The organism is Paenibacillus sp. 01T47, assembly GCF_056398245.1.
This window is the reverse complement of the sequence record NZ_JBFTPA010000018.1, coordinates 24,911-51,276: the sequence shown is the minus strand read 5'-3', so window position 1 is coordinate 51,276 and position 26,366 is coordinate 24,911. Positions and strand designations below refer to the sequence as shown.

The following is a 26,366-nucleotide window of genomic DNA, read 5'->3' as shown; positions in this document are numbered from 1 at the left end:
TCCCGTTAATGACAAAAAACATATCTATATTCGATACGACGCTGCGTGACGGTACTCAAGGTGAAGGGATCAGCCTGTCGGCAGATGACAAATTAAAAATTGCCCAGAAGCTCGACACGTTGGGCGTTCATTATATTGAAGGCGGAAATCCTGGAAGCAACAGTAAGGATATTGAGTTTTTTCAGCGGATCAAAGCTTTCAATTTAAGCGCCAAAATTACTGCCTTCGGCAGCACTCGTCGCAAAAACAGTTTGGCAGAGCAGGATGCCAGCCTTGTTCGCATCGTGGAGTCCGGTGTTCCGGCCGCTACGCTTGTAGGCAAGTCATGGGATTTCCATGTACATACCGCCCTGCAAACGACTTTAGAAGAAAACATGTCGATGATTTTTGATTCCATTGCTTTTCTAAAGCAGAATCAAATGGAAGCCTTGTTCGATGCCGAGCATTTTTTCGATGGCTACAAGAACAATCCGGAGTATGCCATTGCTGTTTTGAAGAAAGCACAGGAGGCTGGCGCCAACTGGCTCGTCCTATGCGATACGAACGGCGGCACATTGCCTAGTGAAATCCATGAAATCGTTTCACGCGTGAAGCAGGAGCTAACGGCTCCTATCGGCATTCATACACATAATGACTGTGAGCTGGCTGTCGCAAACTCTTTAGCAGCAATCGAAGCCGGAGCACGTCAAGTACAAGGCACGATTAACGGCTACGGCGAGCGCTGCGGGAACGCGAACCTATGCTCCATCATCCCTAACTTACAAATCAAAATGAATTATGACGTTTTGCCAGAGGATAAGCTTCGCACATTGACGAGTACTGCTCGATATATCAGTGAAATTGCGAATGTCCACATGCCTGTTGGTCAAGCTTATGTCGGCAATGCCTCATTTGCTCACAAAGGCGGCATTCATGTCTCCGCCATTATGAAGGATTCCAAAACCTATGAGCATATTCAACCAGAGCTTGTTGGCAACAAGCAGCGTATTCTAGTCTCTGAGCTCGCAGGACAAAGCAATATCATATCCAAGGCGAAAGAGCTTGGACTTGATGTCAACGCAAATAATGAGAAAACAAAGCTCATTATGGATCAAATTAAAGAGCTCGAGCATCAAGGCTATCAATTTGAAGGCGCCGACGCTTCTATGGAGCTGCTGCTTCGTGAAGCATTCGGCAGCGAAGTAAAAGAATTGTTCAAGGTTGAATCCTTCAAAATGCTCGTAGAAAAAACAAACGGCCAAATGATTTCAGAAGCGATTGTAAAAATCAACGTTGGCGGCCAACAAGTTTATATGGCTGCTGAAGGCAACGGACCTGTCAACGCCCTCGATAACGCCCTGCGCAAGGCGCTGGTGCAGTTTTATCCGGAAATCGTTGATATCCATCTATCCGATTATAAAGTCCGTGTAATCGACGAGAAGGACGCTACAGCAGCTAAGGTGCGTGTTCTTATCGAGTCGACAGGACTAAACAATACGTGGAGCACAGTTGGCGTATCAAACAACGTCATCGAAGCAAGCTGGGAAGCTCTCGTAGACAGCATTCGTTATGCCCTGCTTAACATGGTAAAGGTTGACAGCACGCTCGTTGATCCTCACGATCGCATGGGCCTCGTCAATCATTAAAACAACAAAAAGAGTCGAACAGGCTGTTCACGCCTGCTCGACTCTTTTTTGTTGTTGCTGCCGACTACATCCATTTCTCAATCATGCGTTCCCACTCCGCATAAGGAATGACGCCATTGATCCGCTCTCTAATGACACCCTCACTGTCAATAAGGAACGTTGTTGGAAACGTATCTACCTTATACTGCTTCGTCACATCGCCCACCCGATCCATTAAGATTGGAAACGTGAACTCGTATTCTTTGACAAAGTCTCTAGCTGCCCGTTCTTTATCAAATTTCGTAGCATTAACGCCAACGAATGAAATTTTTTCCCCGTATTGCTCATGCAGCCGCTGCAGATCCGGCGCTTCCAGCTCACAAGGGCCACACCAAGATGCCCAGAAATTAACGAAGGTCAGTTTATCCTGTTTGCCCCCTATTTCATAGGACTTCTCATCAAGATCAGGGAGTTTAAAGGTTGTCGCTTGAAATCCTGCTTTCGGCTTAAAATCGACTGAAGTGGCTGCTAGCGCTGCTGAATCCGAGTCATCATTTTTATATTGAAATACAGCTAATCCTGCAAACAGCAACGCAATCGTAAATAGTGCTGCGACACGCTTCATGAGGTTCCATCCTTTTTTTCACATTTTCAAATGCCTATATCGCTTCATGGTATCATGCACCGTATAGAAGCTCAATACACAGGACAAATTAGCCATCAAAACGTCATTTTTAAAGAAATGGTTCTTATCTATATTCTCTGACGACTATTATGGGTAAGTTAAGTATTATTCATACCCAGCCTTATTGAAGTTAGCGGGCTTAAGCCTATTTCGTTATACTTAATTCATTCGCATTATAAAAAAGGAGGCATTGTGTTGGAAACAAACCAAACGCGAGGCTGCATAACCAAATCGGCATTCGAGCGGCTTATTCGAATATGTGCGGATGCTCAACCTTTAGAGGCATGCGGCATTATGGCAAGCAGCCAATCCTTACATTCCATTGCCGCTGATCAAAATGAAGCCATAATAGATATCGTTATCCCCATAACTAATAATCATAACGATCCCATGCATTCGTTCTCGTTTGACCCGACCGAGTGGACCGCTGCTTATTATGACATGCAAAAAAACCGACAAACGCTTGTCGGCTTATTTCATTCGCATCCGCGTACAAAGGCTATTCCGTCTTCTAGCGACACTGACGGTTTCCTGCCCGCTTCGGAGCTTTCCTATTGGATTGTTTCACTGGAAAACACGAAATCGCCTGACGTTAAGCCCTATCGCCGCTCGGAAGGTTCATTTATTCCACTGCAGCTAGTGCTTGCTTAAGTAGGCATACAGATCGCCGAGTGTCGTAATATTTCGTTCCAAAATACGCGTCAAATAGTTCCGCCACAGCTTTGCTGTCATGATTGAATCCTGCAAAGCATGATGCCGCTCTGTAATTGGAATACAGCAGCTCTCAAGCAAATCATCGAGACTGTATCCTTCCAGATTGGGCTCGAGCCATTTGGCCACCATCATCATGTCCAGCACTCTGTGGTTCAAATTAATCTTTGACGTCCTCCACAATGCCGCGTTCAGAAATTGCTTATCGTGGCCGGAAGCATGAGCGATAAGCAGCCTTCTGCCGACAAACTCCATAAAATCATGAAGCACCTGCATCAAATCAGGAGCATCCTGTACCATTTCATTCGTAATGCCGGTTAGTTCGACTATCGCTTTCGGAATTCTTCGTTTAGGATTCACGAGACTATAGAAGGTTTCACTTTCAACAAGTTCGCCATCTCGAAACAATACAGCGCCAAATGAAATAATTTCATCTCCGTTATTCGGATAAAAGCCCGTTGTCTCTAGATCAAAAACAATGACCTCCAGCTCTCGAAGAGGCATATCGAACATTGACTGCTTGCGCTGCTCTTTGTTGACATTCCGAATAAACGCCATTTGCTGCGCATTTTGCGAGCCTAGCATAGAAGCGATGGCAGGCGTAAATCCTCCCATTTTGTATAGGTTCCACATGCGACCGACGCCTTTTTGTTCCTTCATTTCTCCACCGCCTTACGTAAACCTGCCCATTGTTTGCTTAAAAACCGTTCGTTGCAGCCTCTTGCCAAGACGCAGTCCGCTCTTAAGCTCATCCGTCATTTCCTTCGTAAGCTTATGGCTCGACAGCTTTCCATTGTTGGCATATAAGCCATCTGCGTTTTTCTCAGTCGTCATTAGACGGAGCCGGAGAAAAATCCGAAAAGCTTGATCATAAATAGCCCCGTCAGCTGATGACATCTTCCCTGCCTTTACAAGCATTCTAATTCTTTCAAGCGTAGAGGTTTCACGGATGCCTTCTTGTATGGATAATAGCCGAATCGAATTAACCATAGGAATATAGGCGCCATATTTAATATCCAAGCTGCCCGCTTCCTCGCCATACTGCTCCTTTAGCAATTGGCCAAAAAAGCCTAACAGCACCTTATGCCGAAGCGTATTATCCAGCATCCGCTGCAGGATGATCTGGTGGTTAAGCATATCAATAAAAAACAATTCTTTAAGCTGTTCAACGAGCTTATAATCACCGTAAATACAGCGACCATCAGCAATAATAAGCAAATAGCGCACTGCCTCCCAAGCAGGCTCTTCAAACCAAGCACCCAGTTTAACGCCCCACTCCGAAATGGACAAACACCAGTCGGAGTTGCTGCTTAGCACATTGCCCTCACAAGGCGGGTAACCTACATTTTGGAGATTGTTTACAATGAGCGCACTTAAATTCAAAAAATAGTTCTTAACTTCTGTTGAATCAGCCACTGGATCCTGATAGACAACTCCGCTGTCTTGATCGCTTGACAAAGTTTGCTCTTGCCGACCGCCGCTGCCGAACAATACATATGCGTAAGGCACGGGGGGAGAACCATTCCCCCTCCGTGCCATTTCCGCTTCTGCGAGGATAATCGAGCGCTGAATCACCGCATCGTGCACCTCATTTAATTGTTCATTAAATTGTTCGACTGGACGCGTTGGGAGAAGAGCCTCCATATGCTCGTGAACCTGATCCCGCAAGTTTCGCAGCCTATCCACATGATCAGCTGAACCAATCTGCTTAAGCAGCTGCAATCGCACCGGATCACTCATGCGACGCTCTCTCCTTTCGGTCAGTCCATCGCGTTCCTTCTATTAGCCTTGAATGTTTTGACCAGCTTTTTTCATTTGCTCAGGATAACCATAAGCTCCATGCTCACTCAGGTCAAGACCGATAATTTCTTGCTCTTCTGTTACTCGGAAGCCCATCACAAGCTTCATAATACCTAGAATAAGGAATGATGCAGCGAGTACGAATGCGCCAACGACTACTACCGATTCGAATTGAACCCAAAGTTGCTTCCAGCTGCCTGTATCGATCAATCCGCCTGTACCTACGCCTACTTTATCAGCAAGTTCTTGTGTTGCAAAGATACCGTTGGCAAGCGTACCCCACACACCAGCCGCGCCGTGTACAGATAGAGCATAGATAGGATCATCAACTTTAACTTTCTCGAAAAATTTCACACTGTAGAACACGAGCACGCCAGCTACTAAACCGATTACGACTGCCGCCCAAGGAGCGACGTAAGCACAAGAAGCTGTAATTGCAACTAGACCTGCTAGCGTACCATTCAGCATAGCTGTAATGTCAGCTTTGCCTGTTACTGCCCAAGAGATAAGAAGTGCTGCCACGCCGCCTGCGCCTGCTCCAAGCATCGTGTTGAATGCTACATATCCAAAAAATCCATCGCCAATCGCTACCGTGCTGCCTGCGTTGAACCCAAACCAGCCCACCCATAGAAGCAATACAGAAAGTGCTGTGAATACTTGGTTATGTCCCAAAATCTCATTCGCAGAGCCGTCTTTGTTAAATTTACCAATACGAGGTTTAAGTAATACGGTCGCTGCAAATGCTGCAAGCGCACCCGTTAAGTGAACAACTGTGGAGCCTGCAAAATCTTGCGCTCCATCTTCAGCGAGCCAACCGCCGCCCCAGATCCAGTGAGCTACTACAGGATAGATTATCGCAATGAAGAATACAGTAAATACGATATAAGCTGAAAGTTTAGCTCTTTCTGCAAAACCGCCCCATGCTATGGAAAGCGAAACCGCTGCAAATGCTAATTGGAACAAGAAGAATACAGTACTTGGATAGTTCTCGCCTTCACCAGCTGCTAGGGATGGATCGAAGAAGAAATTGCCCCAGCCGATCAATGCGTTAATTCCGCTATCCCCGCCAAATGCGATGCCGTAGCCGAAAGCCCAATAAATAAGTGCTGCCAAACCCGTTGTGAAAATCGTTTTGCCAGCAACGTGACCAGCATTTTTCATCCGTGTTGAGCCTGTTTCAAGAAGAATAAAACCGCCTTGCATGAGAAGAACAAGAATGAATGAGAGCATAACCCATAGAGAGTTGAGACCCATGTTCAACGTTGCTGCGGAAGGATCCTCTGCAAACGCCATTACCGGGAACAATAAGGTGAAGATTCCTAAAGCTAACATCGTTTTCTTAATCATTACGACCACTCCCTAAATGTTATATTTCCTTACACGCTAAGAAAGACTTAATGTCATTATAGTCAGTAGTGCTCAATTTGACAATACGTTTTAACTATTTTTATAAAAAAAATCAAACGTTCGGCATACAATCTAACACGAACGTTAAGAAATGAGGCAAATCAACGCCAAAATAGTCAGCTGAAACTCCTTATTCTTCGCATTTTCACTCTATATAGGTATTGGTTCCTACTTTTTCTAGTTAAAAACGCAAATCACTATGACTCACACCCGTTTCATGTCACCTAAATTACGTTATATAGAAGAAACACATGAAAACGCCCTGTCGAAATTGAAAATTGACACTAAAATTGTATAGTCATGTAACACGTTTGACTGTATGGTTACTTTCCTATTATCATTAGAGGAACAATAGTTATACGTTTTCCCATAAGATGGTGATTGTGAAATTCACCTCAATAGGTAATGATGTTCTTTTAGACATGACGAGCTAAAACAACAAACCTGTTCTTTGTCGACACATCATCTCAGAATGAGATGAAACATAAGCTTAGTACGCAAGCGGGATCTAGTTTACTTATATTTTGAACGAATGGAGGATTTGAAAATGTATCGTATCGGAGAACTATCCAAGCTTGCGCAAATCAGTGCACGAACCATTGATTATTACACTTCAATCGGTCTAATAGAGCCTGCAGAGCGTTCCGCCAAAAACTATCGCCTCTATTCTGATGAAACTTTGCAGCGTCTGGAACGTATTGAACAGATGAAAAAAGATAAATATACATTAGATGAGATTAAGGCCACAATTGAAAGCTGGAGCAAGATTACACCTGAGGAGCAGGTCTCACGTAAGCTTACGGACTTGCAGTACCATCTAAGCCAGCTCGAGCGTGAAGTGAAGGAGTTAGAGCCTGTTATTAAGAAGCTCAAGCCTCGTCAAGCCAATCACCTCTACACGCGTCTTATGCCGCAAACCGCAGCTTGCATAGAGGCACTCATGCTTCTCATTAACAAAAGCTCCCTCATGTAGCTATACATTTCATCAAAAATTGGAGGAATGACTCAATGGCGTTTATCTATGTTTTAATCGTACTTGCATTTATACTAACAATTTGGGCTCAATTCCGAGTCAAAGGAACGTTTAAAAAATGGACGCAAGTTCAAGCGAACAGTGGTTTGACCGGTTACCAGGCAGCACGAAGAATGCTTGACTCTAACGGACTTCATGATGTACCGATCGAACCAGTACGCGGTACACTGACCGATCATTACGATCCGATTCACCGAGTTGTACGTTTGTCGGAGCCTGTGTATTATGAAAATTCAATTTCAGCGATTTCAGTCGCTTGTCACGAAGTCGGCCATGCCATACAGCATGCGGAGCATTACCCAATGCTCGTGCTCAGACATCGTATATTCCCAGTCGTGAATTTTGCATCCGGCGTAGCACCATTTTTATTTATTGCCGGTATTCTATTCTCAGCACTTAACCTAATTGGGCTTGGCATCATATTTTTCTCAGTAGCAGTTGCCTTTCAGGTCATTACACTTCCGGTTGAATTTAATGCGAGCAACCGAGCAAGAGACATTATGGTTGCTGAAGGGTTCATAACGAATGATGAGGAACGCGGGGTCGCAAAGGTGCTTAACGCAGCGGCTTTAACGTATGTAGCAGCGGCTCTCTTGTCCTTGCTGGAGCTTGTCAGATATATCTTAATCTTCGTAGGCGGCAGCCGTCAGGAATAAGCTTCCGTGCCTTATAGCTAAACAAAAGAGGAGCAGTTCCCCTTCGGTCTTCATCGACCGACAGGAACTGCTCCTCTTTTGTTTGTTCTTTTATCTATTTTATCGTGTTCTGGAAATAACGAAGCAGAAAACCGTGAAACACTTTCGCAACTAAAGGCAATTTCTCATTTGAACGCTGAATAAGTCCGATAGTACGAGTCACCTGAGGTTCGATCACCCTTACTTTAGTCGGCTGCAATGGCCCTGTATAGTGAAGCGCCATCTCTGGAAGAAGGCTTACGCCCATCCCAGCGGCTACCAAACCACGAATCGTATCCGTCTCTTCCCCTTCAAAACCGATTTTCGGCGTAAAACCTGCCTCTTGGCAAGCTCCCCAAACGATCGGCCTAAGCGAATACCCTTCGCTGAACAATACGAACGTCTCATGCTCCAGCTCTTTCAGTTCAATCGATGCTTTGTCTGATAAACGATGCCCCGGCGGCAATATCGCATATAGCTCCTCTGTCAGCAATACTTCGCCGCAAACGAATTCATGTTCATCAGGGAAAGGAGATATAAACGCCAAGTCAATCTCGCCTTTCACCATGTCACGAATAAGCGATGGATACATCCCCTGCTTAAATTTAAATTTCACATTCGGATGGAGCTTGCGGAAAGCTGCCACAACCTGTGGAATTAATGAGATCCCAAGGCTATGCGGGAAGCCCAGTCTAATTTCACCCTTCTCGGGGTCAAGAAATTCATGTATTTCAATGACAGCACGTTCCAGATCAGCCAATATCACTTCAGCCCGCTTTAGAAAAAGCTGACCGACTGGTGTGAGCTGCAAATTTCTACCTTTTTGAACGAACAGTTTTACGCCAAGCTCTTCTTCAAGCTGATGAATCTGCCGGCTTACTGCAGATTGCGCCACATGCAGCTCTTCCGCCGCTTGCGTTACATGCTCTTTTTTCGCTACTTTTACAAAATAATGAAGCTGACGAAGTTCCATACCGGTTCAATTCTCTCCCGTACTTACATAGTTTTTATGAGTATCGCTGTTTCTTTTGAGTCTTTATTCGGTCAAAGAAATGGTAGAGCAAGAAGCCTGCAAGAGCGCCGCCAACATGTGCCCATAAATCCACTTTGGCAACTACAATCGAATAAATAACCCCAAATATTAATATCGTGTACACCGTTTTACGAGAGCTCTCATCAAGCTGAGCCTTGCGGAACAACGATATGAACAGAAAGGCGCCATACACGCCGTAAATAGCCCCAGAGGCTCCTACACCCACATGACCATAAAGATCGTCTTGCAGCACATTTACGAAAGCGCTCATCGCATTTCCCGCAATCCCACAAAGCAAATAAAATATAATATATCTCGTTTGTTTAAGCAGATACTCTAGCGGCGGTGCAAACACGAGCAAAGCAAACATATTGTAGAGCAAATGCTCAAATCCCGCATGCATGAACATGCTTGTTATATAACGCCATGGCTGTTCTAATCCAAATGGATCATTCACAGGGTCAGTATAAAACGCACCATAATTGTATGCATGCAATTGATCATTAGGATCGCCATTCCATAATACGACAATAAAATAAATAATATTCAATAAAATTAATATTGATGTTACGGGATACATCTTTAAGTAAGAGCGAAAGCTCTCATATCGCAAGAAGATCACAAGAACATCCCCTTTCTCAATCCAACAATTGGACAAGGTTGTTTCATAACGATTATAATAAATCTGGTATTGACCATATCTTTTAGAGGAGGAAATTTACAAATGACACAAGAACGTAATGGAGCTGCCACATTCAAAGGCAACCCGATCACATTAGTAGGACCAGAACTTAAAGCAGGGGACAAAGCCCCAGATTTCAATCTTAACAAATCACTTGTTGAAAATGTTTCCCTCAAGGACTACTCCGGTAAAATTAAACTAATCAGCGTTGTGCCTTCAATCGACACTGGCGTTTGCGATGCACAAACTCGTCGCTTTAACGAAGCTGCTGGTGAACTAGGCGACAATGTTGTTGTCCTAACTGTCAGTGTTGATCTACCGTTCGCACAAGCACGCTGGTGCGGTGCTGCAGGTATCGACAAAGTTGTGCTGCTGTCTGACTACAAAGCGCATAGCTTTGGTGAATCATATGGCGTATATATTAAAGAACTTGGTTTGGATCAACGTTCGATCTTCGTTATCGATGCTAATGATACGATCCAATATGTTGAATATTTGCCTGAAATGACAGAGCACCCGAATTACGAGCAAGCAATCAACGCTGTAAAAGCACTCGTGTAAATTCAAAACAAAGAAGTTTTTCTGCACTATTGCAAACAAAGCGAGTGAAGGCTTCCCTTCCTCGCTTTGTTTATGAATTAATTATTTACTTTAAATGCAGCTAGCTTCTTATCAAGTGTACGATATAAATCCATAATGACTCTGTAATTAGAACCAAGATCCCCTAATGAGCCTCGGGATGCTGAATAAATATCGACAGCTGATTGGAGCGGATTTACGCTAATAACGGAAACGGTAATGTCCATCGTTCTTCCAAATGCTGTGCGCTTCTCCAGCACAATCTCCCCTACGGATTGCACCTCATGAAGCACCTTATATCCTTGCATTTTCTTAAGAGTCGATATCACTTCTTCCCAAGCCTTATCTTTCGACAGCTTGTAGAAATGAGATTTGAGCATTGGATCCTTAGCCCTGTCGCCCGTCTGTTCATGACTGCGCAGCAGCCCGATCAAGGTCCGCTTCAACAACAACGATCTCCCCCTCCAGCATCTATGTACATTACTCTATATGATACCATGATTTGTCCCATGAAAAAAGAGCTATCACCGGATTTAACCAGCGAATGCTCTTTATTTGAAAATGAGAACCCGCCTATGCCGTCCGACTCACATGTTTCTGAACCCGCTTACGCAGGTGGGTGACCGCAGAACCGCTTTTGAGATCCCCTTTCGGGGGCATGTCAGCTGCGTCTCGATGTTGGTCTCCCGTGAAACAGCCATTGGTTCAAAACAGCGTAAAGCCGTAACGAGCATCGCAGGAGGTATTGCTTATTATAGACTGAACAAAAGAAAAAGTAAACTTTGATGGGCTGTTATTTACTGGAGCCGCTCGAATCTTCCTTAACCAAATCGATACGGTCTAGCTCAGCTGCCTTCTCTGCTTCTTCTTCCTCTGCCAAACGCGCTTTCTCCGCTTGGTCCTGCAGCTTCTGGTAAATCAAGTTGAAGTTCCAGAACGCCAGGTAAGCGATGATGCTGCCCATAAAGAAAGGAATAAGAAAAGTGAATCTAGTACTGAAATACATAACCGCACCGCTCATAATCGCTGTAGAAAGCGAACGGAAAGGTTTGCCGATCGTAATAAGAACAGCGTTTTTCAGTAATTGAAACGTTTTCATATGATAGTGGACAAGCATAGAGAAAAAATTAAATAGTGATACGATTAACAGCAGCAAAAATGCAATGAAAATGTATGAAAGCAAATTCAATTGTTCACGATATACGATAAAGTCAACAACCATAATCGCAAGCAGTATCGTATAAATAATACCGCCTAGCATACTTTGCTTATAATTTTCCTTGTAGCCGCGGAAGAACGTTTTGAACAGCGCAACGTCACTCTCTCCCATTACCCATTTGCGCGCAACCGCAAACATAGCTGCTGTTGCTGGAAATAAGGAGAACGGCGCGACGACTGCCATCGCAATAAGAGCGGAATAGATTTGATTGACATCCTGTGACAAAACCAATCCCCATGCAAAAAAAGCGAATGGAATCGAACAGATCAACCACAAAACATTAATAACTGCCAATCTCATGATCCATTCCGAAATTCGGTAAAACCCACCCATTAGCCCCTTTGGTTCCATCGGATCTGCCTCCAGAAAAGTAAGATTACTCCCACTAGACTACAAAGTATAGCGGAATTCGTATATCTGTTTTGTAATAAGACAACCAATAGAATAATAATAAAAAAATCGAGGTCGTCCAGATGCCCGTTAGGGATCACGGACTTCCTCGATTTTTTTGGTTACACAAGGGAAACGATTATTAGTTATTTACATAACCGTCGGAAGAGCTTTTTGGACGACGGTTTTCTGGACGTCCTTCGCTGCTTCTTTTACCAGCGTAGCCGCCGCCACTGCTGCTGCCGCCACGGGACTCATAGCCACCGCGTGAGCTGCCGCCAGTACTGCTGCCGCTGCTGCGTCTGTCATCGCGACCGCGATATCCGCCGCCACCGCCGCCACCGCTGCCGCCAGTGCTGCTGCTGCGATTGCCGCCGTATGAAGAGGACGAACCGCTGCGGTTGAATGGACGACCGTTTGAACGAATGTCCGGCTTGCGTTTTTTCGCGCGAAGCGGATCTTCCGGTGTCAATTCGATTTCTACGTTTTTCTTCTCGCCAGTCAGCAATTTAATTGCTGCTGAGAGCAAGTGAACGGAATCATATTGCTCAAGCAATTGAATCGAAATCGCTTTGTACTCAGAGAACTCTTCGTTTTGAACGACTTCTAGAAGACGTTCAGCTGTTACGCGTTGTTTGCCTTCAATCGCTTCTGCGATGCTTGGAAGCGGCTTGCGGTTCATCTTCTGACGCGTTACTTTCTCGATGAAATGCAAGTGGTCCGTTTCACGAGGTGTAACGAATGACCAAGCTGTACCTTCTTTACCTGCGCGGCCTGTACGACCGATACGGTGAACATAGCTCTCAGGATCTTGCGGAAGGTCAAAGTTGATAACATGCGTTACGCCGGATACATCAAGGCCACGAGCAGCAACGTCAGTCGCTACCAATACATCGATGCTGCCATCACGGAATTTACGCATTACGCTGTCGCGTTGGTTCTGCGACAAGTCGCCGTGCAAACCGTCTGCAGTATATCCACGTTTTTGAAGCGCTTCGCTAAGCTCATCAACCCGACGTTTTGTACGACCGAAAATGATAGCTAGCTCAGGGGATTCCATATCAAGCAAGCGGCTAAGCGCTTCGAACTTCTGGCGCTCATGCACTTCAATATAAGATTGCTCAATAAGTGGAGCTGTGATTTGTTTTGGAATAACTGAAACATGCTCAGGGTTTTTCAGAAATTGCTGTGCAAGCTTCTGAATGTTTGCTGGCATTGTTGCAGAGAACAGCATGGTGTGACGCTCGTCTGGCACTTGCTTAAGGATAGATTGAATATCCTCCATGAAGCCCATATCAAGCATTTCATCTGCTTCATCCAAAATAACGGTTTGTACATCTTCAAGACGGATTGTTTTGCGGTTGATGTGATCAAGCAAACGTCCTGGTGTACCAATAATAATTTGAGGCTTCTTCTTCAATGCACGGATTTGACGACCAATTTCCTGTCCGCCATAAATCGGCAACGAGCGAAGACCTTTGTACCTTGTTAGCTTCCCGATCTCGTCAGCCACTTGAATAGCGAGTTCACGGGTTGGCGTCATTATTAATGCGACAATGCGTTCCTCGCTTGTCGGAATTTTGTTAATGAGCGGAATTCCGAATGCCGCTGTCTTTCCTGTACCCGTTTGTGCTTGGCCAATTAAATCTTGTCCCGCCATAGCAATAGGGATAGCTTTGTCTTGAATCGGGGTAGATTCCTCGAATCCAAGTTCGGTAATTGCTTGTAACACTTTTGGTTCCAAGCCAAATTCAGCAAATGTTTTCAAACTTTTCTCAAACTCCTTTTATCTGCAGCCTACTTAAGAATATCCAAATCATTATAGCACACAATCAATCGTGAATACCAGCAAACCAATTTAAGACATACTAAGCATGCCAAAATAAAGGAATTAAACAAGTCGGTTGCATTGGAGCGATTTTATTGAATCCGCATTCCCTGCGTTACCTTTTTACAATCCCTATGATGACAATAGGCGCCTTCCTTATCGCACTGGGCTTCAATTTTTTTCTAATTCCGCACCAGCTGCTTAGCGGTGGAATATCTGGTATTTCCATGATGGTCGGCTATATTACGGGCGGAAACATCGCCTTGCTTTATTTTATCCTCAATGTGCCGGTGCTATTATGGGGATGGTTTATCGTAGGTCATCGCTTTATTATATGGAGCGTCTACACCGTTGTCGCCTCTACGGTGTTCTTACAGATCATACCCGTCATGAAAATTGCGGATGACCTTATGCTTGGCGCTGTATTCGGCGGGATTATAGTCGGGTTTGGCAGTGGTTTAACCCTTCGGTACGGCGGCTCATCAGGCGGTTTCGATATTATCGCCTCGATTGCAACGCGAAAACACGATTGGCCAATAGGCATGATTATTTTTTTATTGAATGGCGTAGTCATTGCGGTGTTGATTTTGTTTACGAAGGACTGGAATTTAGCCTTATACTCGCTCGTCGCTATTTTTTCCGCTGGAAAAGTAGTAGATCTCATCCACGTGAGGCATATTAAACTTACGGCCTTCATCATCACGACCAAAACCGAAGAGCTGCTCGCAAAGCTGCTCTTGCACCCGCGCGGAATTACAATAATAAAAACACGCGGTGCATATTCTTCGGGTGATCGCGATATGCTGATGACTGTAAGAACGAAATATGAAATAGCAGAGCTTTGCAAAACGATTACCACCATCGACCCGCGTGCATTCATTAACATCGTAGAAACGGTTGGTGTCATCGGCGATTTTTACAAGCCAAAAGACTAAATCATATACGCAGGTATGGATTTTACACCGTATCCCTATGTTTTTGAAAATGATCCTGATATAATGTTTGTATCCCGTAGTTTGGTTTCTTGCCATATGATTTCCCCTAAACATTAGATATGAAAGGGTGAGGCTCAGGTGGATATGGAAACGGTCAAATTGTCTCAAATTGTAGAGAAGCTAGCCCCAGAGCTCAGTCCTTTTCTTACGAAACGCGAATTGGACATCAGCATTGTGCTGCGTGACGGTCTTGCAGTATTAGAGCCTGCTGACGCAATGGAAATTGTGCAGCACAGTATTTGCAATCAGCAGAGAGAAGCTTTGTTACAATGACAATGCGGGACACACACGGATTATTTATGCGCCAGTCGAGTCACACTCGGCTGGCTTTTGTTTGTTTTGCAGGAAAACGCGGCGATAATCCCCTATTCGTAAGTCTTTATTTCAGCTTTTTAGCAAATTTTCAATATGAGTTTTATGACAATTGTAAAAAAGTTAATGACCCAGACATGCCATCTGCTTTATAATTTGAACAGAATAGCTAACGGGGAGAGAGCAAAATGGACAACATCATTTCAACATTGCTGCTGCTGTACAGCTTGCTCACTGGAAGCGGAGAGCATAACACCGCAGTGAAGCAGCTAGCAATTGCATACTTAAATTCCGCAGCTGGCCAAACCATCATTGATCCGGATGCAGCTGCAAATGGAGGCGAAATCTCAGGAAAAAATCACGCTGGACTCATCATAAAAGACCCGCAGCCTGAAACACCGCCGATCAAAGGAATCTATGTAACTGCTCACAGCGCAGGCGGTGCGCGCATGGAATCGCTTTTAAAGCTGCTTGACGACACGGACCTCAATAGTATGGTGATCGACATTAAAGATGACAACGGCTACATTACATATCCTACTACAACACCCGAACTGCTAGAGGTTGGCGCTTCGAAGAAATATATCCGAGATATTAATGAACTTATGCTTACTTTAAAAAAACATAATATTTATCCGATAGCCAGAATTGTAGTTTTTAAGGATACGGTACTTGCCCGAAAGCAGCCTGAGCTGTCTTTCCTCCAGCAAGACGGAACGATATGGAAAAATAATCGCGGTGAGAGCTTCGTAAATCCTTATCGCAAAGAAGTATGGGATTATAATATTGCTGTCGCCAAGGAAGCAGCAAAGCTTGGCTTTAAGGAAATCCAATTCGACTATGTTCGGTTCCCAGAGGGCTTTGATAACAAATCAGATACACTGACCTTCAGCAAGGCTGATCAGAGCCGCGTGGACACAGTCGCTGGATTTGTCAAATATGCTAGAGAACAGCTTCAGCCGCTCGGTGTTAGGGTTTCGGTAGATATATTTGGTTATGCGGCATCCGTACCGACAGCCGAAGGCATTGGCCAAGATTTTGTGAAAATTTCAAATGATGTGCATGTCATTTCGCCTATGGTTTATCCTAGTCACTATAGTACGGGATGGTTTAAACAAAAGGATCCTGACAAAAGCCCATATGAGACTATAAAAGGCGCCATGCTTGATACGCATAAGAAGCTTGATCCGGGTACGGAGGTTAAACCGATTATTCGGCCGTGGATTCAAGATTTCACTGCAAGCTGGTTAGGCGCTGGTCATTTTGTGAAATATGGCAAAACGGAAGTCGAAGCTCAGATTAGAGCTTTGAAAGAAACAGGAATCAAGGAGTTTCTCCTATGGAATGCCGGAAATAAATACACTCCTAACGTGGAATATGATTAGCTTAAATCCTATTTAGACACAAAAAAGTCCACCTTCGCTAACAAAGCGGCGGTGGACTTTTTTTATATTTATTTTTATTGGGATAAACGAAGTGCCAGCTCGTACATATCAGTGTCAAATGGTTTCTTCGTATTGACAACAAGATCAATATCAGTCGTTACGAGCTCGCCTTTAACAACGCCGCAGCCTTTGCCTGAATCGCCAGCCATTAGCTGTCTAACGGCAAAGTCACCAAGACGGCTTGCTAGAATACGATCGATTGCCGTCGGCGTACCGCCGCGTTGAATATGTCCAAGTACAGTTACACGCGGCTCAATTCCGCTATTAGCTGTAATCTGTCTTGCTACCTCTTCACCTTTGCCCGCACCTTCTGCTACAACAATAATTGAATGACGCTTGCCTTTGGCAAAATTCGTCTTCATACGCTCTGCAACCTCAGTCAGTTCAAAAGGAACCTCTGGTACAAGAATCGTCTCCGCACCGCTTGCTAGACCAGCATGCAAAGCGATATCGCCGCAATGACGTCCCATAACTTCAACGACGGATGAACGCTCATGCGATGACATCGTGTCGCGAATTTTGTTAATCGCATCTACTACGATGCTAACCGCGGTATCAAAGCCGATTGTAATATCCGTAAACGGAATATCGTTATCAATCGTTCCTGGAAGTCCCATCGTTTTAATGCCCAGCTTGCTTAGCTTATTAGCGCCATGATACGAGCCGTCGCCGCCAATAACGACCAAACCGTCGATACCTCTAGCACGAAGCACTTCGGCACCGCGCTGTTGGCCTTCAGGTGTCATAAACTCCTTGCATCTAGCTGTTTGCAAAATTGTACCGCCGCGTTGAATAATATCGCCAACGCTTCTCAAATCCATTTGTCTAAGGTCGTCATTGATAAGCCCTTGGTAACCCCTTTGAACACCATATACATCTAAACCGTGATATAGTGCACTCCTTACAACAGCACGAACGGCTGCGTTCATTCCTTGCGAATCTCCTCCGCTTGTCAATACTGCGATTGATTTGACTGCAGACATGGTCATTCCTCCACATTTTTTATTTATAGTTAAGCCTGTTGTTTCCGAATCCAGATGCTGTTAATAAGGAAAAACAGACGCGTAAGCGGGCTGTTCTTCATTAGCCTCCTAGAAACATTTCTGACATCCGCCTGGTGGCGAACCTTCGGGTCTGACAAATATAAGGCTAAGAGCCCTTCAATAATCAAACGATGAAAACGAGAAGCAGGAAGCTGCTTCACATCCTCACGCGCTCGGTTCACAATCGTACCGAGACGCTCAACAAGCAGACTGTCATTATCATAATAATTGCAAAAATTAAGGTCTCCGCCTACTTGATCCTCTTCTTGATCGATTAAATAATCGAGCAGGATATGAAGTCCGCAAACATGCGGAAAATAAATATTTTTGATCGCTGCAGCGTCCTGCGTGGATAAGCATGGCTCGCTTGCGGCTAGAAACAACATAAACATGCCCAGCGTCGAACCTGATGCCGCAGCAAATTCATTCCATTTCAGGTTTGGATAGTTCCCTCGATGCTGCTCCCACCATGCAAACAAATGCTCCTCACGCAATTCCTTGCGTATATGCTTGTACACCTGCAAATCGCCATATAAAGTGACTAGCTCGATCACATGCTGCTGAACACTTCCATAGGAAGGCAATTGCGCGACATGGATCTGACAAGTTCGTACCAGGTGATGCAAATAACCCCCATCATCTTTTTCATCGCGAAATGCATAATAATCCTGAAGCTGAGCTTCGGGATTGACGGCATCGAGCATCGATTGATGCAATAATCGAAAATCATTCGGATCAAGAGAAGTGCTGCGATCACATAGATTATCCAAATAGTCGCTAATGGTCTGCAGCGCAACAATTAACGGTATGAGCACATGTCTGTGCTCTAAGTTCGCCGCTGCATATACTCCGCCGCCTTGGCAATGAAACTTCTTGCTATCCATACTGCTAAGAGCTTGTGTTCGCAGCTCAGCATCTGGTATTCGCAGTGCAAATACGCGATGTTGCTTGAGCTCTCGCGCCACTTCGGGAAGTACATATTTATATACGCGATGCATGAGCTTTAGTGGGCTCTGGGGCACTCGATGGCCTGTCAAAGTCGTCAATCTCATGATGCACCTCTCCTCAAAATCGTTCATGAATGCCAGCGCGGCTCTAATTGCTGCTCTAGGCGATACCAAATATGAAGGTCGTTTATCCTACTTGCATAATCGGCAATTTCATAGTTTAGTATACAGGATTGCTCAAAGCTATCTTCTTCAAACAGCTTTGCCTGCTTTTCATTGATGAACGCTTCAAACTCTTTCACGCGATCGGGGATCGTCCCACGAATGAGTTCCCACTGCTCTACGATCGCAAGCTGCACAGCTGCTGCATACTGCTCCCATTCCATTTCCAGCACGGGAATACGGATCCGAAGCCGTTCATTCCAGTCAAAACGATAAGCACCCATTGTAAACCTCCGCCTCTAAATGTATCATCTCAGCTCATAATAATCCAGCTTCAAATCTCATTGGTTCGATAACTAATCCATGTTATACTGAGAACCATATTGTTTTTGTAAAGAGATGGAGTGAGCTTTAAAAGATGGACACATCTGAGATTGCGCCAGCAGAGCGCTCTTCGACTGCACGCAAGGAAACACTTTCACTACGAATTTACAGCTTCTCTTCTTATTCTACCGCTGCGATGGTTGTTTCCTTTATCCCGTTATACTTTTTGGATAGAGGTTTCTCTGAGCAGCAAATTGGAATTATTTACTCAACAGGACCGTTCATATCAATCTTTGCGAATATCCTTCTTGGGATAGCCAGCGACAAATTCAGAACGATAAAAAAACTGCTTATGATTCTGTTATTTGGACAGCTTGTCATGATTTCATTGCTTTTCCCTATTGAAAACTTTGCTCTTGTTTGCCTAGTTATGATGGGCTTTTATTTTTTTCAGACACCTATTAATCCATTAAGTGACAGTCTGCTTTTATTATCAAGTCAATACACCGGAACGCCATACGCTTTAATACGCATATTCGGCTCGCTTGGCTTTGCAGTAACGGCTTATACGTTCGGACTTATTCTAAAAGAAATTGGCTCACAGTGGACGCTTCCGCTAGCACTTTGTACCATAGCCATCACCCTCGCCTTAACGACGAGAATTAGAGACTATCAAGGAAGCGCTCGGAAAATCGATTTTTCTGGATTCTTTAAGCTTATTCGCCAGCGCGATGTCCTATTGTTCTTTTTAATTATTTTGACCATTTCGATCCCGCACCGTATGTACGAAGGATTTCTTGCCGTCACCATGCGCCAAATGGGAGCAAGCGATTCTTTGGTTGGACTTGCATGGCTCGTGTCCGCGATGAGCGAGATTCCGATCTTGTTTCTACTCGGCAAATACGGCCATAAATTTAAGGAGCTGCCGCTGCTTATGATCGCATCCATCATGTATGCTGTCAGACTATGGCTGCTTAGCGATATTCAAGATCCACGCTGGGTAATTGCTACCCAAGCCATGCACAGCGTTTCGTTCGGCATTTATTTTTCAACTGCGCTGCGTTATTTGTCCCACCTGATTCCCGACGAGTTCCGCGCATCCGGCCAAGCCGTTTATGCCGTTGTCTGGACTGGACTTGCCGGTGTGATCAGCGGTATGTTTGGCGGTTATATTTATGAGCATTTCGGACGCGAGACCTTCTTCCGTATGGGAGCTGCCTTAGCACTGGTTGCAGCGGCTGCCTTCCTAACAAGATATTTTTTCAGTCGTACGAACCGATAACGATCTCTATTTCTACCAAGCAATATGACTTCCGCGTCACAAATGAAATCATTTCTTATAGTTAAACAAAGGCTGCTCCAGAAGGCGTATCACCTACGCTTGGAGCAGCCCTTTTTTATTGCTTAAGCAGATACTATTCTACAATTTCAAAATTGGAGTATACATCCTGCACATCGTCGTTATCTTCAAAAGCATCCATCATCTTAAGCAGCTTCTCCGCATTTTCGCCATCGACTTTAACAATCGTTTGCGGAAGCCAGCGCACGCCAGCATTTACGAAGGAGTAGCCTTCCTTCTCAAGCGCATTTTTCACCTGCTCGAACTCATGCGGATGTGTCAAAATCTCAAAGCTGTCGTCATTGACAATAACGTCCTCAGCTCCGGCTTCAAGCGAAACCATCATCATCGTATCCTCATCTGTCTCATGGGCTTCACGATCGACAACAAGCAATCCTTTATGGTCGAACATATAACCTACACAGCCGCTCTCACCCATATTGCCGCCACGTTTATTAAACGCAGAACGAACGTCAGCTGCCGTACGATTCCGATTATCCGTCAAGCATTTAACCATAATAGCTACGCCGCCTGGGCCATAACCCTCATACATAATATCATCGTACTCGACGCCATCGCCTGCACCAGCTGCTTTCTTGATCGCACGCTCGATATTATCGTTTGGCATTTGCTCCGCTCTTGCGTTGGCAATCGCTGTTTTCAAACCAAAGTTCGAATCTGGGTTTGGTCCGCCTCTGCGGGCTTGTACATAAATTTCACGTCCAAGCTTGACGAACTTGTTATTTTTAGCCTGATCGGCCTTTCCTTTACGGTCTTTGAACAATTTAAATTTCATTATGCTCGCTCCCCTGACAAAGTTTCCAAGCAACAGTTTATCATTGCAAATAGGTCTTGGTCAATGAAAGCAAGCGCAAACGGCGGTTATTTCACGTTATCTATTGATCTGATTATGGCTTAGAAATTCGTATCCTAATGATGGTTTAATAGCCCAGCTTCAAAATATATAAAAAATGCTTTGATTATTTATAAAAGGCTGACAATAAAATTTAAAAATACTAATAATGGTAATATGTTCATATTAAAAAAGGGCTCCCCGCTTCCAGGGAGCCCTCTCCATTCGCACATTTTCCTATAGTTTAATGACGTTGGCCGCTTGAGCACCGCGGTTACCTTCAGTAATGTCGAATTCAACCGCTTGCCCTTCATCTAAAGATTTGAAGCCATCGCTTTGAATCGCTGAGAAATGCACGAATACGTCTTCTCCGCCCTCTGTTTGGATAAAGCCGTAGCCTTTCTCTGCATTAAACCATTTAACTGTTCCTTTCAAGTGAACAACCTCCTAAATATGACCGCCGTTTTATTTGAACGTGCGAGTAAAATTATTATAGCTATCCCATTTCAAAAAAGCAATTAAAGTAAAATTTTCAAATATTGACTAGATCCAGGGATAAACGGAAGGTTGGATTCTCCAAGCTCTGTGCGCCCTCCGTTAGCAGCTATCATCGCAATCAGGTTATCTAGTTCCGAATAAGGTTCCCAGTTAAGCGATATAAGCGGATAAATTCGAATTTGACCGCCTGGCTTACAAATACGCATCAGTTCCAGAACAGCCTGCGAATGAAATTCATGACCAAATTGATTCGCATACAAAAACATAAAATGGCTGCACAAAATGAGTGAAAAGCGATTCTCCTTGAAGGGCAGCTCTGGAAGCTTGCCATCTATATAGATTTGTTTATTCTCGTTTCTTAATACATCGGCTTTAAATCGTTCAATGGATGCTTCGCGTCCAGCTCGATGATTCTCAACCGACCCGTAATAGCTCCAGTCAAAATGCACTTGAATTTTTGCAATCTTCGCCGTTGATGTTTCGATTTCCTCAGCTGCCTCAGAGATCCATTGCTCAATTCCTGCCCCGTAGCGCGGATCAACAGCAGTTGCTGAAAAACCTCTCTCATTTACTTCTGCAGTAAATGACGAACCCCCGGCTGCAACATCAAGAATTTCCCCTTTAGCAAGATCCTCCTGCTGTAAATCAAACATCCTTAAATACTCTTCGTAGCTTCTGCAAGTCATAGCGACTCCCATTTGCTCATAGCCCTGTTTACTCATTCTTGCACTCTCCTCTGCTCGTCTCATCTCAACTTTTCTCGTTACAGCTATAGCTTCTTCTTGCAGCGTCGTATTGATTACCGCCGCCATAATGGCTATGATGATAAGAATACCATAATTAACTACTATAAGGGTGGAATTTACGCATGTTTAAGAAACACGAAATTTACAAGACCGACAAATACAATATGTTGACGGTTGAAGTTCAAGGCAAAACACTTATTGTTCGGGAAATTTCTGATCAATGGGGCGAGGACACACATACTTTTATTAGCCGCCCTGAGATGCTTCACTGGGCACAGAATCGGTTTCGCGCAGCCGACTTTGTTGGACGCGAAGATGAACTAGCATCCATTATGAGTGCGCTAAAGGAAGTATAAGCAGTCTATTTCTAACCAATCAGCAGGATATTTCACACAGCGCGGCGAACATATCGTTACGCATTTGTGCATAGGTAAAATTAGAATGCTGCCTTTTGAGGCCAGCTTACAATCAGGAGGACTTACCTTCAAATGGATGCTACCGCTTCAGTTATTTTCATTATTGCAGCCTTCGCGCTAGGAGCCATCGTTATCATGAAACGAGATACCTTGCCTCCTGGCATACGCAGAGGTCTTGCACTTGTATCCATTGGATTTATTGCATTTGCGTTTTTTCTGATCGTATATGCTTTTTTCACAATGGGTACAGCTTAGCCGGCAGGCAGCTGAATATTCGTTATCCCGTACGGACATAGTAGAAACAAACTGTGTCCTGAGGTGATAACTGGATGAAATGGCTTCCCCTGCTGCTTGTTTTAAGCCTCGTGCCAGGTGCTACCGCTACAAATGAGACCGCGGCACATGCAGAGCATGCTTTACCAACCTTATCCATACCAAGGAGGAATTCGATGAATCACGTACCTAAACGTTCAGAATCGGCACCTGAGACCCGCTGGAAGCTAGAGGATATTTTTGCAAGCCAAGCGGCATGGGACAAGGAATATGCAGAAGCAAAAGGATTAATCAAAAAAATATCCGAATACCAAGGCAAATTAGCCGACGTCGCGCAGCTTAAAGCTTGCTTCGAGCTTGAAGACGAATTGTCACTGCATGTTGAACGGCTTTATGTATATGCAAATATGAAGCATCATGAGGATACGGCTGAACCTACTTATCAGGCTCTATCCGAGAAATCCAAAAAACTAAGTGTGGAATCCGGCGAAGCATTATCATTCATCACACCTGAAGTTCTCAGTCTATCCGATGAGCAGCTGGAGCAATTGATAACGAACGAATCCGTTGCCAAATTCCGCCATACGCTCGAAGAAATGCGTCGCCAGAAAGCTCATATTTTATCCAAAGACGAGGAAGCGCTGCTTGCACAAGTAGGCAATATGAGCTCCGCTCCCGGCACAATCTTCAGCATGCTGAACAATGCAGACCTCAAATTCCCAAAAGTGAAAAACGAAAAAGGCGAATTGGTTGAGCTGACACACGGCAGTTACATACAGTTCCTTGAGAGCAAAAACCAAGACGTACGCCGCGAGGCATTTAAAGCAGTGTACGAAACATACGGCAAGTTAAAAAATACACTTGCTACAACATTGACGGCTAACGTTACAAAAAACAGCTTTTATGCAAAAGCTCGCAAATATGACTCCGTGCTGGATATGTCCCTTTATGGTGACAACATTCCGCAGGAAGTATATACAAACCTCATCAACACCATTCATAAGCACCTGCCGTTGATGCATCGTTATATGGAGCTTCGCAAAAAGCTGCTCGGTTTGGATGAGCTGCATATGTACGACTTGTTCGCACCGCTCGTTGACGAATTCAAAATGGACATTACGTATGAGGAAGCCAAAAAAACAGTAAAAGAAAGCTTGAAGCCACTGGGCGAAGATTATTTGAAGGTGCTGCAAGAGGGCTTCGACAATGGCTGGATTGATGTGTACGAGAATGAAGGCAAACGCAGCGGTGCTTATAGCTGGGGCGCTTTCGGCACGCATCCGTATGTATTGCTCAATCATAATGACAACTTGAACAGCATGTTCACATTGACGCACGAAATGGGTCATGCTCTGCATTCCCATTATTCGGATACAAATCAGAACTACCGCGACGCACAATATACGATTTTCCTTGCTGAGGTTGCTTCAACATTAAACGAAGCTTTGTTGATGGATTATCTCCTTAACAAATCAACTGATCCAAAAGAAAAAATGTATTTGCTCACTTATTATGCGGATCAGTTCCGCACAACCGTATTCCGTCAAACGATGTTTGCAGAGTTCGAGAAAATCATCCATGAGCGCACGGAGCAAGGCGATTCGTTAACGCCGCAAGACCTTAGCAAAATCTATTATGATCTTAACGTTCAGTACTACGGCTCAGGCATGGTCGTAGATAAAGACATTGAAATGGAATGGGCTCGTATCCCCCATTTCTATAACAGCTTCTATGTGTACAAATACGCAACGGGCTTCTCAGCTGCAACCAGCTTCTCCAAGCAAATTTTGGAGGAAGGCGAGCCTGCGGTTGAGCGTTATCTTGGCTTCCTCAAAAGCGGCGGCAAAGACTTCTCGATTAATATCTTGAAAAAAGCCGGCGTGGATATGTCTTCACCTGAGCCAATTGAGCAAGCAATGAGCGTCTTTGAAGAGCTTATTGGTCAAATGGAGCAATTGACGAAATAACCGAAATACGCAAAGAGACCGTCAAGCCTGCTTGACGGTCTTTTTGCTGTTTATTTTTGAGGAGCTGGATTGATTATTTCATTTCCTTCGTATTAACATAAGCCAAATGTTCCCTACCCCAGCCGCACATGCTGTCCAGCACCGAGGTCAGTGTTCTCCCGTGTTCAGAAATGCTGTACTCCACCTTCGGAGGCACTTCTTGATAGATAACACGGGTAATGAGCTCATCCTCTTCGAGCTCTCGAAGCTGCTTCGCCAGCGTGCCTTGCGAGACTTCAGGAATAAGCCGTCTTAGTTCACCAAATCGTTTGGTCCCGTCAATTAATAAAATAAACAATATAAGCGGCTTCCATTTCCCGCCAATCATATGAAGGGTGGTAAGTACACCTTTTAGCCTCGGTTCCTTCAAATCCGTAATCATCGTATCACCTCCACTATCATCATATCGCATGTTATTTGCATGTGCACGTTTGTTCCAGTCATTATATTTTTTTATGATTAGTACGATTTTTCGTACTAAGTACGAACAAAGTGCGTACTTGGCAGTCTTGTTTTTGTCATGAATAATAAACATTAGAAGTGATTTGACTGCAAAAGGAGAATATGATCATGTCTAATTTTTCATTAAAAAATAAACGGATCGTCATTATCGGAGGAAGCTCAGGAATTGGCTTAGCGACTGCAAAACAAGCAATAGAGCAAGGGGCTCAAGTTGTCATTGCCGGCCGGTCCAAAGAAAGGTTGGATGCTGCACGGCAGTACTTAGGTCATGAGCATGTTGAAGCCTATGCATTAGATAACAAGAATGAACTGGCGCTTCAGTCTTTTTTCGAGCAGATCGGTCATTTCGACCATTTATTTACACCGGGTGCCTCCTACGTTCGAGGTCCAATTACATCAAGTGCTGAGGTTGCACACAGCTGCTTTAATTCAAAATTTTGGCCGCAGTACAATGCGGTGAAATACGCTGCTCCATTTATTAACTCGAATGGCTCAATCGTGCTCATGTCCGGTGCTTTTGGCCAACGGCCGCTTGAGGGCGGCGCTTCCTATGCTGCCTGCAACGGGGCTATCGAAAGTCTTGGCAAAGCGCTGGCGGTTGAACTTGCTCCCATACGTGTCAACGTTATATCTCCCGGCACCATCCATACGAATTTCAACTGGGAAGGTGCAGAACAGGAAGTCAGAGACCAGTCTTATGATGCCTATGCAAAAATCAATCTGTTAGGCAAAATCGGTCAAGCAGACGATGCAGCCCATACTACGATTTATTTAATGACTAATGCGTATACAACTGGAAGCACCCTTTTCCCTGATGGCGGATATATTTTGCGTTAAGCAGGTATTTTGTAGAGCTCGGATAACACCAAAAGATTCCTTAGCAATGGCAAGGAATCTTTT

The 26,366-nt window shown here is 44.5% G+C and carries 29 protein-coding genes and 1 other RNA gene; 13 read left to right on the top strand and 17 right to left on the bottom strand.

The features are described 5' to 3' along the window. Positions 1-8: 8 nt before the first annotated feature. A complete protein-coding gene (gene cimA, locus AC1DOV_RS26890) occupies positions 9-1,625 on the top strand; it encodes a citramalate synthase (protein WP_477551471.1) in 1,617 nt (538 codons plus the stop codon). A 64-nt stretch (positions 1,626-1,689) separates the two neighbouring features. Here cimA and AC1DOV_RS26885 read toward each other — a convergent pair whose 3' ends face one another. Further along, positions 1,690-2,229: a TlpA family protein disulfide reductase gene (locus tag AC1DOV_RS26885; RefSeq protein ID WP_477551470.1), complete on the bottom strand. Its 540-nt coding sequence runs from the start codon at positions 2,227-2,229 to the stop codon at positions 1,690-1,692. A 255-nt stretch (positions 2,230-2,484) separates the two neighbouring features. On the opposite strand from AC1DOV_RS26885, the gene AC1DOV_RS26880 reads away from it, so the two are divergent. After that, entirely contained in the window at positions 2,485-2,940 is a 456-nt protein-coding gene (locus tag AC1DOV_RS26880) for a M67 family metallopeptidase (RefSeq protein ID WP_477551469.1), read from the top strand. On the opposite strand, the gene AC1DOV_RS26875 is transcribed toward AC1DOV_RS26880, so the two are convergent. Genes AC1DOV_RS26875 through AC1DOV_RS26865 form a run of 3 tightly spaced genes read right to left on the bottom strand, consistent with a single transcriptional unit; the run spans position 2,926 to position 6,147 of the window. Beyond that, entirely contained in the window at positions 2,926-3,660 is a 735-nt protein-coding gene (locus tag AC1DOV_RS26875; RefSeq protein WP_076266836.1) for a 3'-5' exonuclease, read from the bottom strand. The genes AC1DOV_RS26880 and AC1DOV_RS26875 overlap by 15 nt on opposite strands. A gap of 12 nt (positions 3,661-3,672) precedes the next feature. Continuing rightward, positions 3,673-4,740 carry a DUF294 nucleotidyltransferase-like domain-containing protein gene (locus AC1DOV_RS26870; RefSeq protein WP_477551468.1) on the bottom strand — a complete coding sequence of 356 codons (1,068 nt, stop codon included), beginning with the start codon at positions 4,738-4,740 and terminating at the stop codon, positions 3,673-3,675. Positions 4,741-4,782: 42 nt separating this feature from the next. Continuing rightward, positions 4,783-6,147, bottom strand: coding sequence for an ammonium transporter (locus AC1DOV_RS26865; RefSeq protein WP_477551467.1), 1,365 nt, complete (start codon positions 6,145-6,147; stop codon positions 4,783-4,785). Positions 6,148-6,754: 607 nt separating this feature from the next. Between AC1DOV_RS26865 and AC1DOV_RS26860 the strand changes: the two genes are divergently transcribed. Together AC1DOV_RS26860 and AC1DOV_RS26855 are read left to right on the top strand one after the other, a co-directional pair. Beyond that, a complete protein-coding gene (locus tag AC1DOV_RS26860) occupies positions 6,755-7,180 on the top strand; it encodes a MerR family transcriptional regulator (protein WP_372238962.1) in 426 nt (141 codons plus the stop codon). A gap of 35 nt (positions 7,181-7,215) precedes the next feature. Then, positions 7,216-7,896, top strand: a complete 681-nt coding sequence (locus tag AC1DOV_RS26855) for a zinc metallopeptidase (protein ID WP_076266832.1) — start codon at positions 7,216-7,218, stop codon at positions 7,894-7,896. A gap of 94 nt (positions 7,897-7,990) precedes the next feature. Here the strand turns inward: AC1DOV_RS26855 and gltC are convergent, their stop codons facing one another. Beyond that, a complete protein-coding gene (gene gltC / locus AC1DOV_RS26850) occupies positions 7,991-8,887 on the bottom strand; it encodes a glutamate biosynthesis transcriptional regulator GltC (protein WP_076266831.1) in 897 nt (298 codons plus the stop codon). 34 nt (positions 8,888-8,921) lie between these two features. Then, positions 8,922-9,569, bottom strand: a complete 648-nt coding sequence (locus tag AC1DOV_RS26845) for a rhomboid family intramembrane serine protease (protein ID WP_477512223.1) — start codon at positions 9,567-9,569, stop codon at positions 8,922-8,924. 102 nt (positions 9,570-9,671) lie between these two features. Between AC1DOV_RS26845 and tpx the strand changes: the two genes are divergently transcribed. Next, entirely contained in the window at positions 9,672-10,190 is a 519-nt protein-coding gene (tpx, locus tag AC1DOV_RS26840) for a thiol peroxidase (RefSeq protein WP_076266829.1), read from the top strand. Positions 10,191-10,267: 77 nt separating this feature from the next. On the opposite strand, the gene AC1DOV_RS26835 is transcribed toward tpx, so the two are convergent. The 4 genes from AC1DOV_RS26835 to cshA all read right to left on the bottom strand — a co-directional run bounded on the left by AC1DOV_RS26835 (position 10,268) and on the right by cshA (position 13,585). Continuing rightward, entirely contained in the window at positions 10,268-10,657 is a 390-nt protein-coding gene (locus tag AC1DOV_RS26835; protein WP_083681704.1) for a DUF1499 domain-containing protein, read from the bottom strand. 113 nt (positions 10,658-10,770) lie between these two features. Beyond that, positions 10,771-10,953, bottom strand: a non-coding RNA gene (gene ssrS, locus AC1DOV_RS26830) — 6S RNA. A gap of 48 nt (positions 10,954-11,001) precedes the next feature. Next, a complete protein-coding gene (locus tag AC1DOV_RS26825) occupies positions 11,002-11,778 on the bottom strand; it encodes a YesL family protein (RefSeq protein ID WP_076266827.1) in 777 nt (258 codons plus the stop codon). Positions 11,779-11,959: 181 nt separating this feature from the next. Next, positions 11,960-13,585: a degradosome RNA helicase CshA gene (cshA, locus tag AC1DOV_RS26820; RefSeq protein WP_477551466.1), complete on the bottom strand. Its 1,626-nt coding sequence runs from the start codon at positions 13,583-13,585 to the stop codon at positions 11,960-11,962. A 194-nt stretch (positions 13,586-13,779) separates the two neighbouring features. Between cshA and AC1DOV_RS26815 the strand changes: the two genes are divergently transcribed. From AC1DOV_RS26815 to AC1DOV_RS26805, 3 genes are all read left to right on the top strand, one after another. After that, on the top strand, positions 13,780-14,580 hold the full coding sequence (locus tag AC1DOV_RS26815) for a YitT family protein (protein ID WP_339209686.1): 801 nt from the start codon (positions 13,780-13,782) through the stop codon (positions 14,578-14,580). A gap of 144 nt (positions 14,581-14,724) precedes the next feature. Beyond that, positions 14,725-14,913, top strand: coding sequence for a hypothetical protein (locus AC1DOV_RS26810; protein ID WP_076267060.1), 189 nt, complete (start codon positions 14,725-14,727; stop codon positions 14,911-14,913). Positions 14,914-15,140: 227 nt separating this feature from the next. Then, positions 15,141-16,337, top strand: coding sequence for a putative glycoside hydrolase (locus AC1DOV_RS26805; RefSeq protein WP_441881023.1), 1,197 nt, complete (start codon positions 15,141-15,143; stop codon positions 16,335-16,337). Positions 16,338-16,411: 74 nt separating this feature from the next. Here AC1DOV_RS26805 and pfkA read toward each other — a convergent pair whose 3' ends face one another. From pfkA to AC1DOV_RS26790, 3 genes are read right to left on the bottom strand one after another with little or no spacing between them, the layout of a single operon-like run. After that, on the bottom strand, positions 16,412-17,380 hold the full coding sequence (gene pfkA / locus AC1DOV_RS26800; protein ID WP_076266824.1) for a 6-phosphofructokinase: 969 nt from the start codon (positions 17,378-17,380) through the stop codon (positions 16,412-16,414). Positions 17,381-17,409: 29 nt separating this feature from the next. Further along, positions 17,410-18,492 (bottom strand): tetraprenyl-beta-curcumene synthase family protein, encoded by a 1,083-nt coding sequence (locus AC1DOV_RS26795; RefSeq protein ID WP_441881022.1) that lies wholly within the window; start codon positions 18,490-18,492, stop codon positions 17,410-17,412. A gap of 23 nt (positions 18,493-18,515) precedes the next feature. Next, a complete protein-coding gene (locus AC1DOV_RS26790; RefSeq protein WP_076266822.1) occupies positions 18,516-18,833 on the bottom strand; it encodes a hypothetical protein in 318 nt (105 codons plus the stop codon). A gap of 134 nt (positions 18,834-18,967) precedes the next feature. Here AC1DOV_RS26790 and AC1DOV_RS26785 point away from each other — a divergent pair, with 134 nt between their 5' ends. After that, positions 18,968-20,155 carry an MFS transporter gene (locus AC1DOV_RS26785; RefSeq protein WP_083681702.1) on the top strand — a complete coding sequence of 396 codons (1,188 nt, stop codon included), beginning with the start codon at positions 18,968-18,970 and terminating at the stop codon, positions 20,153-20,155. Positions 20,156-20,288: 133 nt separating this feature from the next. Here the strand turns inward: AC1DOV_RS26785 and AC1DOV_RS26780 are convergent, their stop codons facing one another. The 3 genes from AC1DOV_RS26780 to AC1DOV_RS26770 form a co-directional block, all read right to left on the bottom strand. Beyond that, the gene (locus AC1DOV_RS26780; RefSeq protein ID WP_441881021.1) at positions 20,289-21,008 is read right to left on the bottom strand and encodes a YebC/PmpR family DNA-binding transcriptional regulator; all 720 of its coding nucleotides are present in this window, start codon (positions 21,006-21,008) and stop codon (positions 20,289-20,291) included. A 294-nt stretch (positions 21,009-21,302) separates the two neighbouring features. Beyond that, positions 21,303-21,500, bottom strand: coding sequence for a cold shock domain-containing protein (locus AC1DOV_RS26775; protein WP_054024152.1), 198 nt, complete (start codon positions 21,498-21,500; stop codon positions 21,303-21,305). An 83-nt stretch (positions 21,501-21,583) separates the two neighbouring features. Beyond that, positions 21,584-22,285: a class I SAM-dependent methyltransferase gene (locus AC1DOV_RS26770; protein WP_477551465.1), complete on the bottom strand. Its 702-nt coding sequence runs from the start codon at positions 22,283-22,285 to the stop codon at positions 21,584-21,586. 146 nt (positions 22,286-22,431) lie between these two features. On the opposite strand from AC1DOV_RS26770, the gene AC1DOV_RS26765 reads away from it, so the two are divergent. The 3 genes from AC1DOV_RS26765 to pepF all read left to right on the top strand — a co-directional run bounded on the left by AC1DOV_RS26765 (position 22,432) and on the right by pepF (position 24,965). Beyond that, a complete protein-coding gene (locus tag AC1DOV_RS26765; protein WP_076266819.1) occupies positions 22,432-22,665 on the top strand; it encodes a hypothetical protein in 234 nt (77 codons plus the stop codon). 132 nt (positions 22,666-22,797) lie between these two features. After that, entirely contained in the window at positions 22,798-22,980 is a 183-nt protein-coding gene (locus AC1DOV_RS26760) for a hypothetical protein (RefSeq protein WP_076266818.1), read from the top strand. A gap of 194 nt (positions 22,981-23,174) precedes the next feature. Next, positions 23,175-24,965, top strand: coding sequence for an oligoendopeptidase F (gene pepF, locus AC1DOV_RS26755; protein ID WP_076267058.1), 1,791 nt, complete (start codon positions 23,175-23,177; stop codon positions 24,963-24,965). A gap of 73 nt (positions 24,966-25,038) precedes the next feature. Here pepF and AC1DOV_RS26750 read toward each other — a convergent pair whose 3' ends face one another. Beyond that, positions 25,039-25,386 carry a winged helix-turn-helix transcriptional regulator gene (locus AC1DOV_RS26750; RefSeq protein WP_430058049.1) on the bottom strand — a complete coding sequence of 116 codons (348 nt, stop codon included), beginning with the start codon at positions 25,384-25,386 and terminating at the stop codon, positions 25,039-25,041. A 188-nt stretch (positions 25,387-25,574) separates the two neighbouring features. Between AC1DOV_RS26750 and AC1DOV_RS26745 the strand changes: the two genes are divergently transcribed. After that, on the top strand, positions 25,575-26,303 hold the full coding sequence (locus tag AC1DOV_RS26745) for an SDR family oxidoreductase (RefSeq protein WP_441881019.1): 729 nt from the start codon (positions 25,575-25,577) through the stop codon (positions 26,301-26,303). The last annotated feature ends 63 nt before the right edge of the window (positions 26,304-26,366 follow it).

Coding starts and splice junctions, on each gene's coding strand:
- AC1DOV_RS26870 (WP_477551468.1), bottom strand. CDS start 4,740: ATGAGTGATCCGGTGCGATTGCAGCTGCTTAAGCAGATTGGTTCAGCT.
- AC1DOV_RS26750 (WP_430058049.1), bottom strand. CDS start 25,386: ATGATTACGGATTTGAAGGAACCGAGGCTAAAAGGTGTACTTACCACC.
- AC1DOV_RS26855 (WP_076266832.1), top strand. CDS start 7,216: ATGGCGTTTATCTATGTTTTAATCGTACTTGCATTTATACTAACAATT.
- AC1DOV_RS26815 (WP_339209686.1), top strand. CDS start 13,780: ATGATGACAATAGGCGCCTTCCTTATCGCACTGGGCTTCAATTTTTTT.
- AC1DOV_RS26810 (WP_076267060.1), top strand. CDS start 14,725: ATGGAAACGGTCAAATTGTCTCAAATTGTAGAGAAGCTAGCCCCAGAG.
- AC1DOV_RS26865 (WP_477551467.1), bottom strand. CDS start 6,147: ATGATTAAGAAAACGATGTTAGCTTTAGGAATCTTCACCTTATTGTTC.
- AC1DOV_RS26785 (WP_083681702.1), top strand. CDS start 18,968: ATGGACACATCTGAGATTGCGCCAGCAGAGCGCTCTTCGACTGCACGC.
- AC1DOV_RS26805 (WP_441881023.1), top strand. CDS start 15,141: ATGGACAACATCATTTCAACATTGCTGCTGCTGTACAGCTTGCTCACT.
- AC1DOV_RS26875 (WP_076266836.1), bottom strand. CDS start 3,660: ATGAAGGAACAAAAAGGCGTCGGTCGCATGTGGAACCTATACAAAATG.
- AC1DOV_RS26760 (WP_076266818.1), top strand. CDS start 22,798: ATGGATGCTACCGCTTCAGTTATTTTCATTATTGCAGCCTTCGCGCTA.
- AC1DOV_RS26790 (WP_076266822.1), bottom strand. CDS start 18,833: ATGGGTGCTTATCGTTTTGACTGGAATGAACGGCTTCGGATCCGTATT.
- tpx (WP_076266829.1), top strand. CDS start 9,672: ATGACACAAGAACGTAATGGAGCTGCCACATTCAAAGGCAACCCGATC.
- AC1DOV_RS26885 (WP_477551470.1), bottom strand. CDS start 2,229: ATGAAGCGTGTCGCAGCACTATTTACGATTGCGTTGCTGTTTGCAGGA.
- AC1DOV_RS26795 (WP_441881022.1), bottom strand. CDS start 18,492: ATGAGATTGACGACTTTGACAGGCCATCGAGTGCCCCAGAGCCCACTA.
- pfkA (WP_076266824.1), bottom strand. CDS start 17,380: ATGTCTGCAGTCAAATCAATCGCAGTATTGACAAGCGGAGGAGATTCG.
- AC1DOV_RS26745 (WP_441881019.1), top strand. CDS start 25,575: ATGTCTAATTTTTCATTAAAAAATAAACGGATCGTCATTATCGGAGGA.
- AC1DOV_RS26765 (WP_076266819.1), top strand. CDS start 22,432: ATGTTTAAGAAACACGAAATTTACAAGACCGACAAATACAATATGTTG.
- gltC (WP_076266831.1), bottom strand. CDS start 8,887: ATGGAACTTCGTCAGCTTCATTATTTTGTAAAAGTAGCGAAAAAAGAG.
- pepF (WP_076267058.1), top strand. CDS start 23,175: ATGAATCACGTACCTAAACGTTCAGAATCGGCACCTGAGACCCGCTGG.
- AC1DOV_RS26825 (WP_076266827.1), bottom strand. CDS start 11,778: ATGGAACCAAAGGGGCTAATGGGTGGGTTTTACCGAATTTCGGAATGG.
- AC1DOV_RS26780 (WP_441881021.1), bottom strand. CDS start 21,008: ATGAAATTTAAATTGTTCAAAGACCGTAAAGGAAAGGCCGATCAGGCT.
- cimA (WP_477551471.1), top strand. CDS start 9: ATGACAAAAAACATATCTATATTCGATACGACGCTGCGTGACGGTACT.
- AC1DOV_RS26770 (WP_477551465.1), bottom strand. CDS start 22,285: ATGAGTAAACAGGGCTATGAGCAAATGGGAGTCGCTATGACTTGCAGA.
- AC1DOV_RS26860 (WP_372238962.1), top strand. CDS start 6,755: ATGTATCGTATCGGAGAACTATCCAAGCTTGCGCAAATCAGTGCACGA.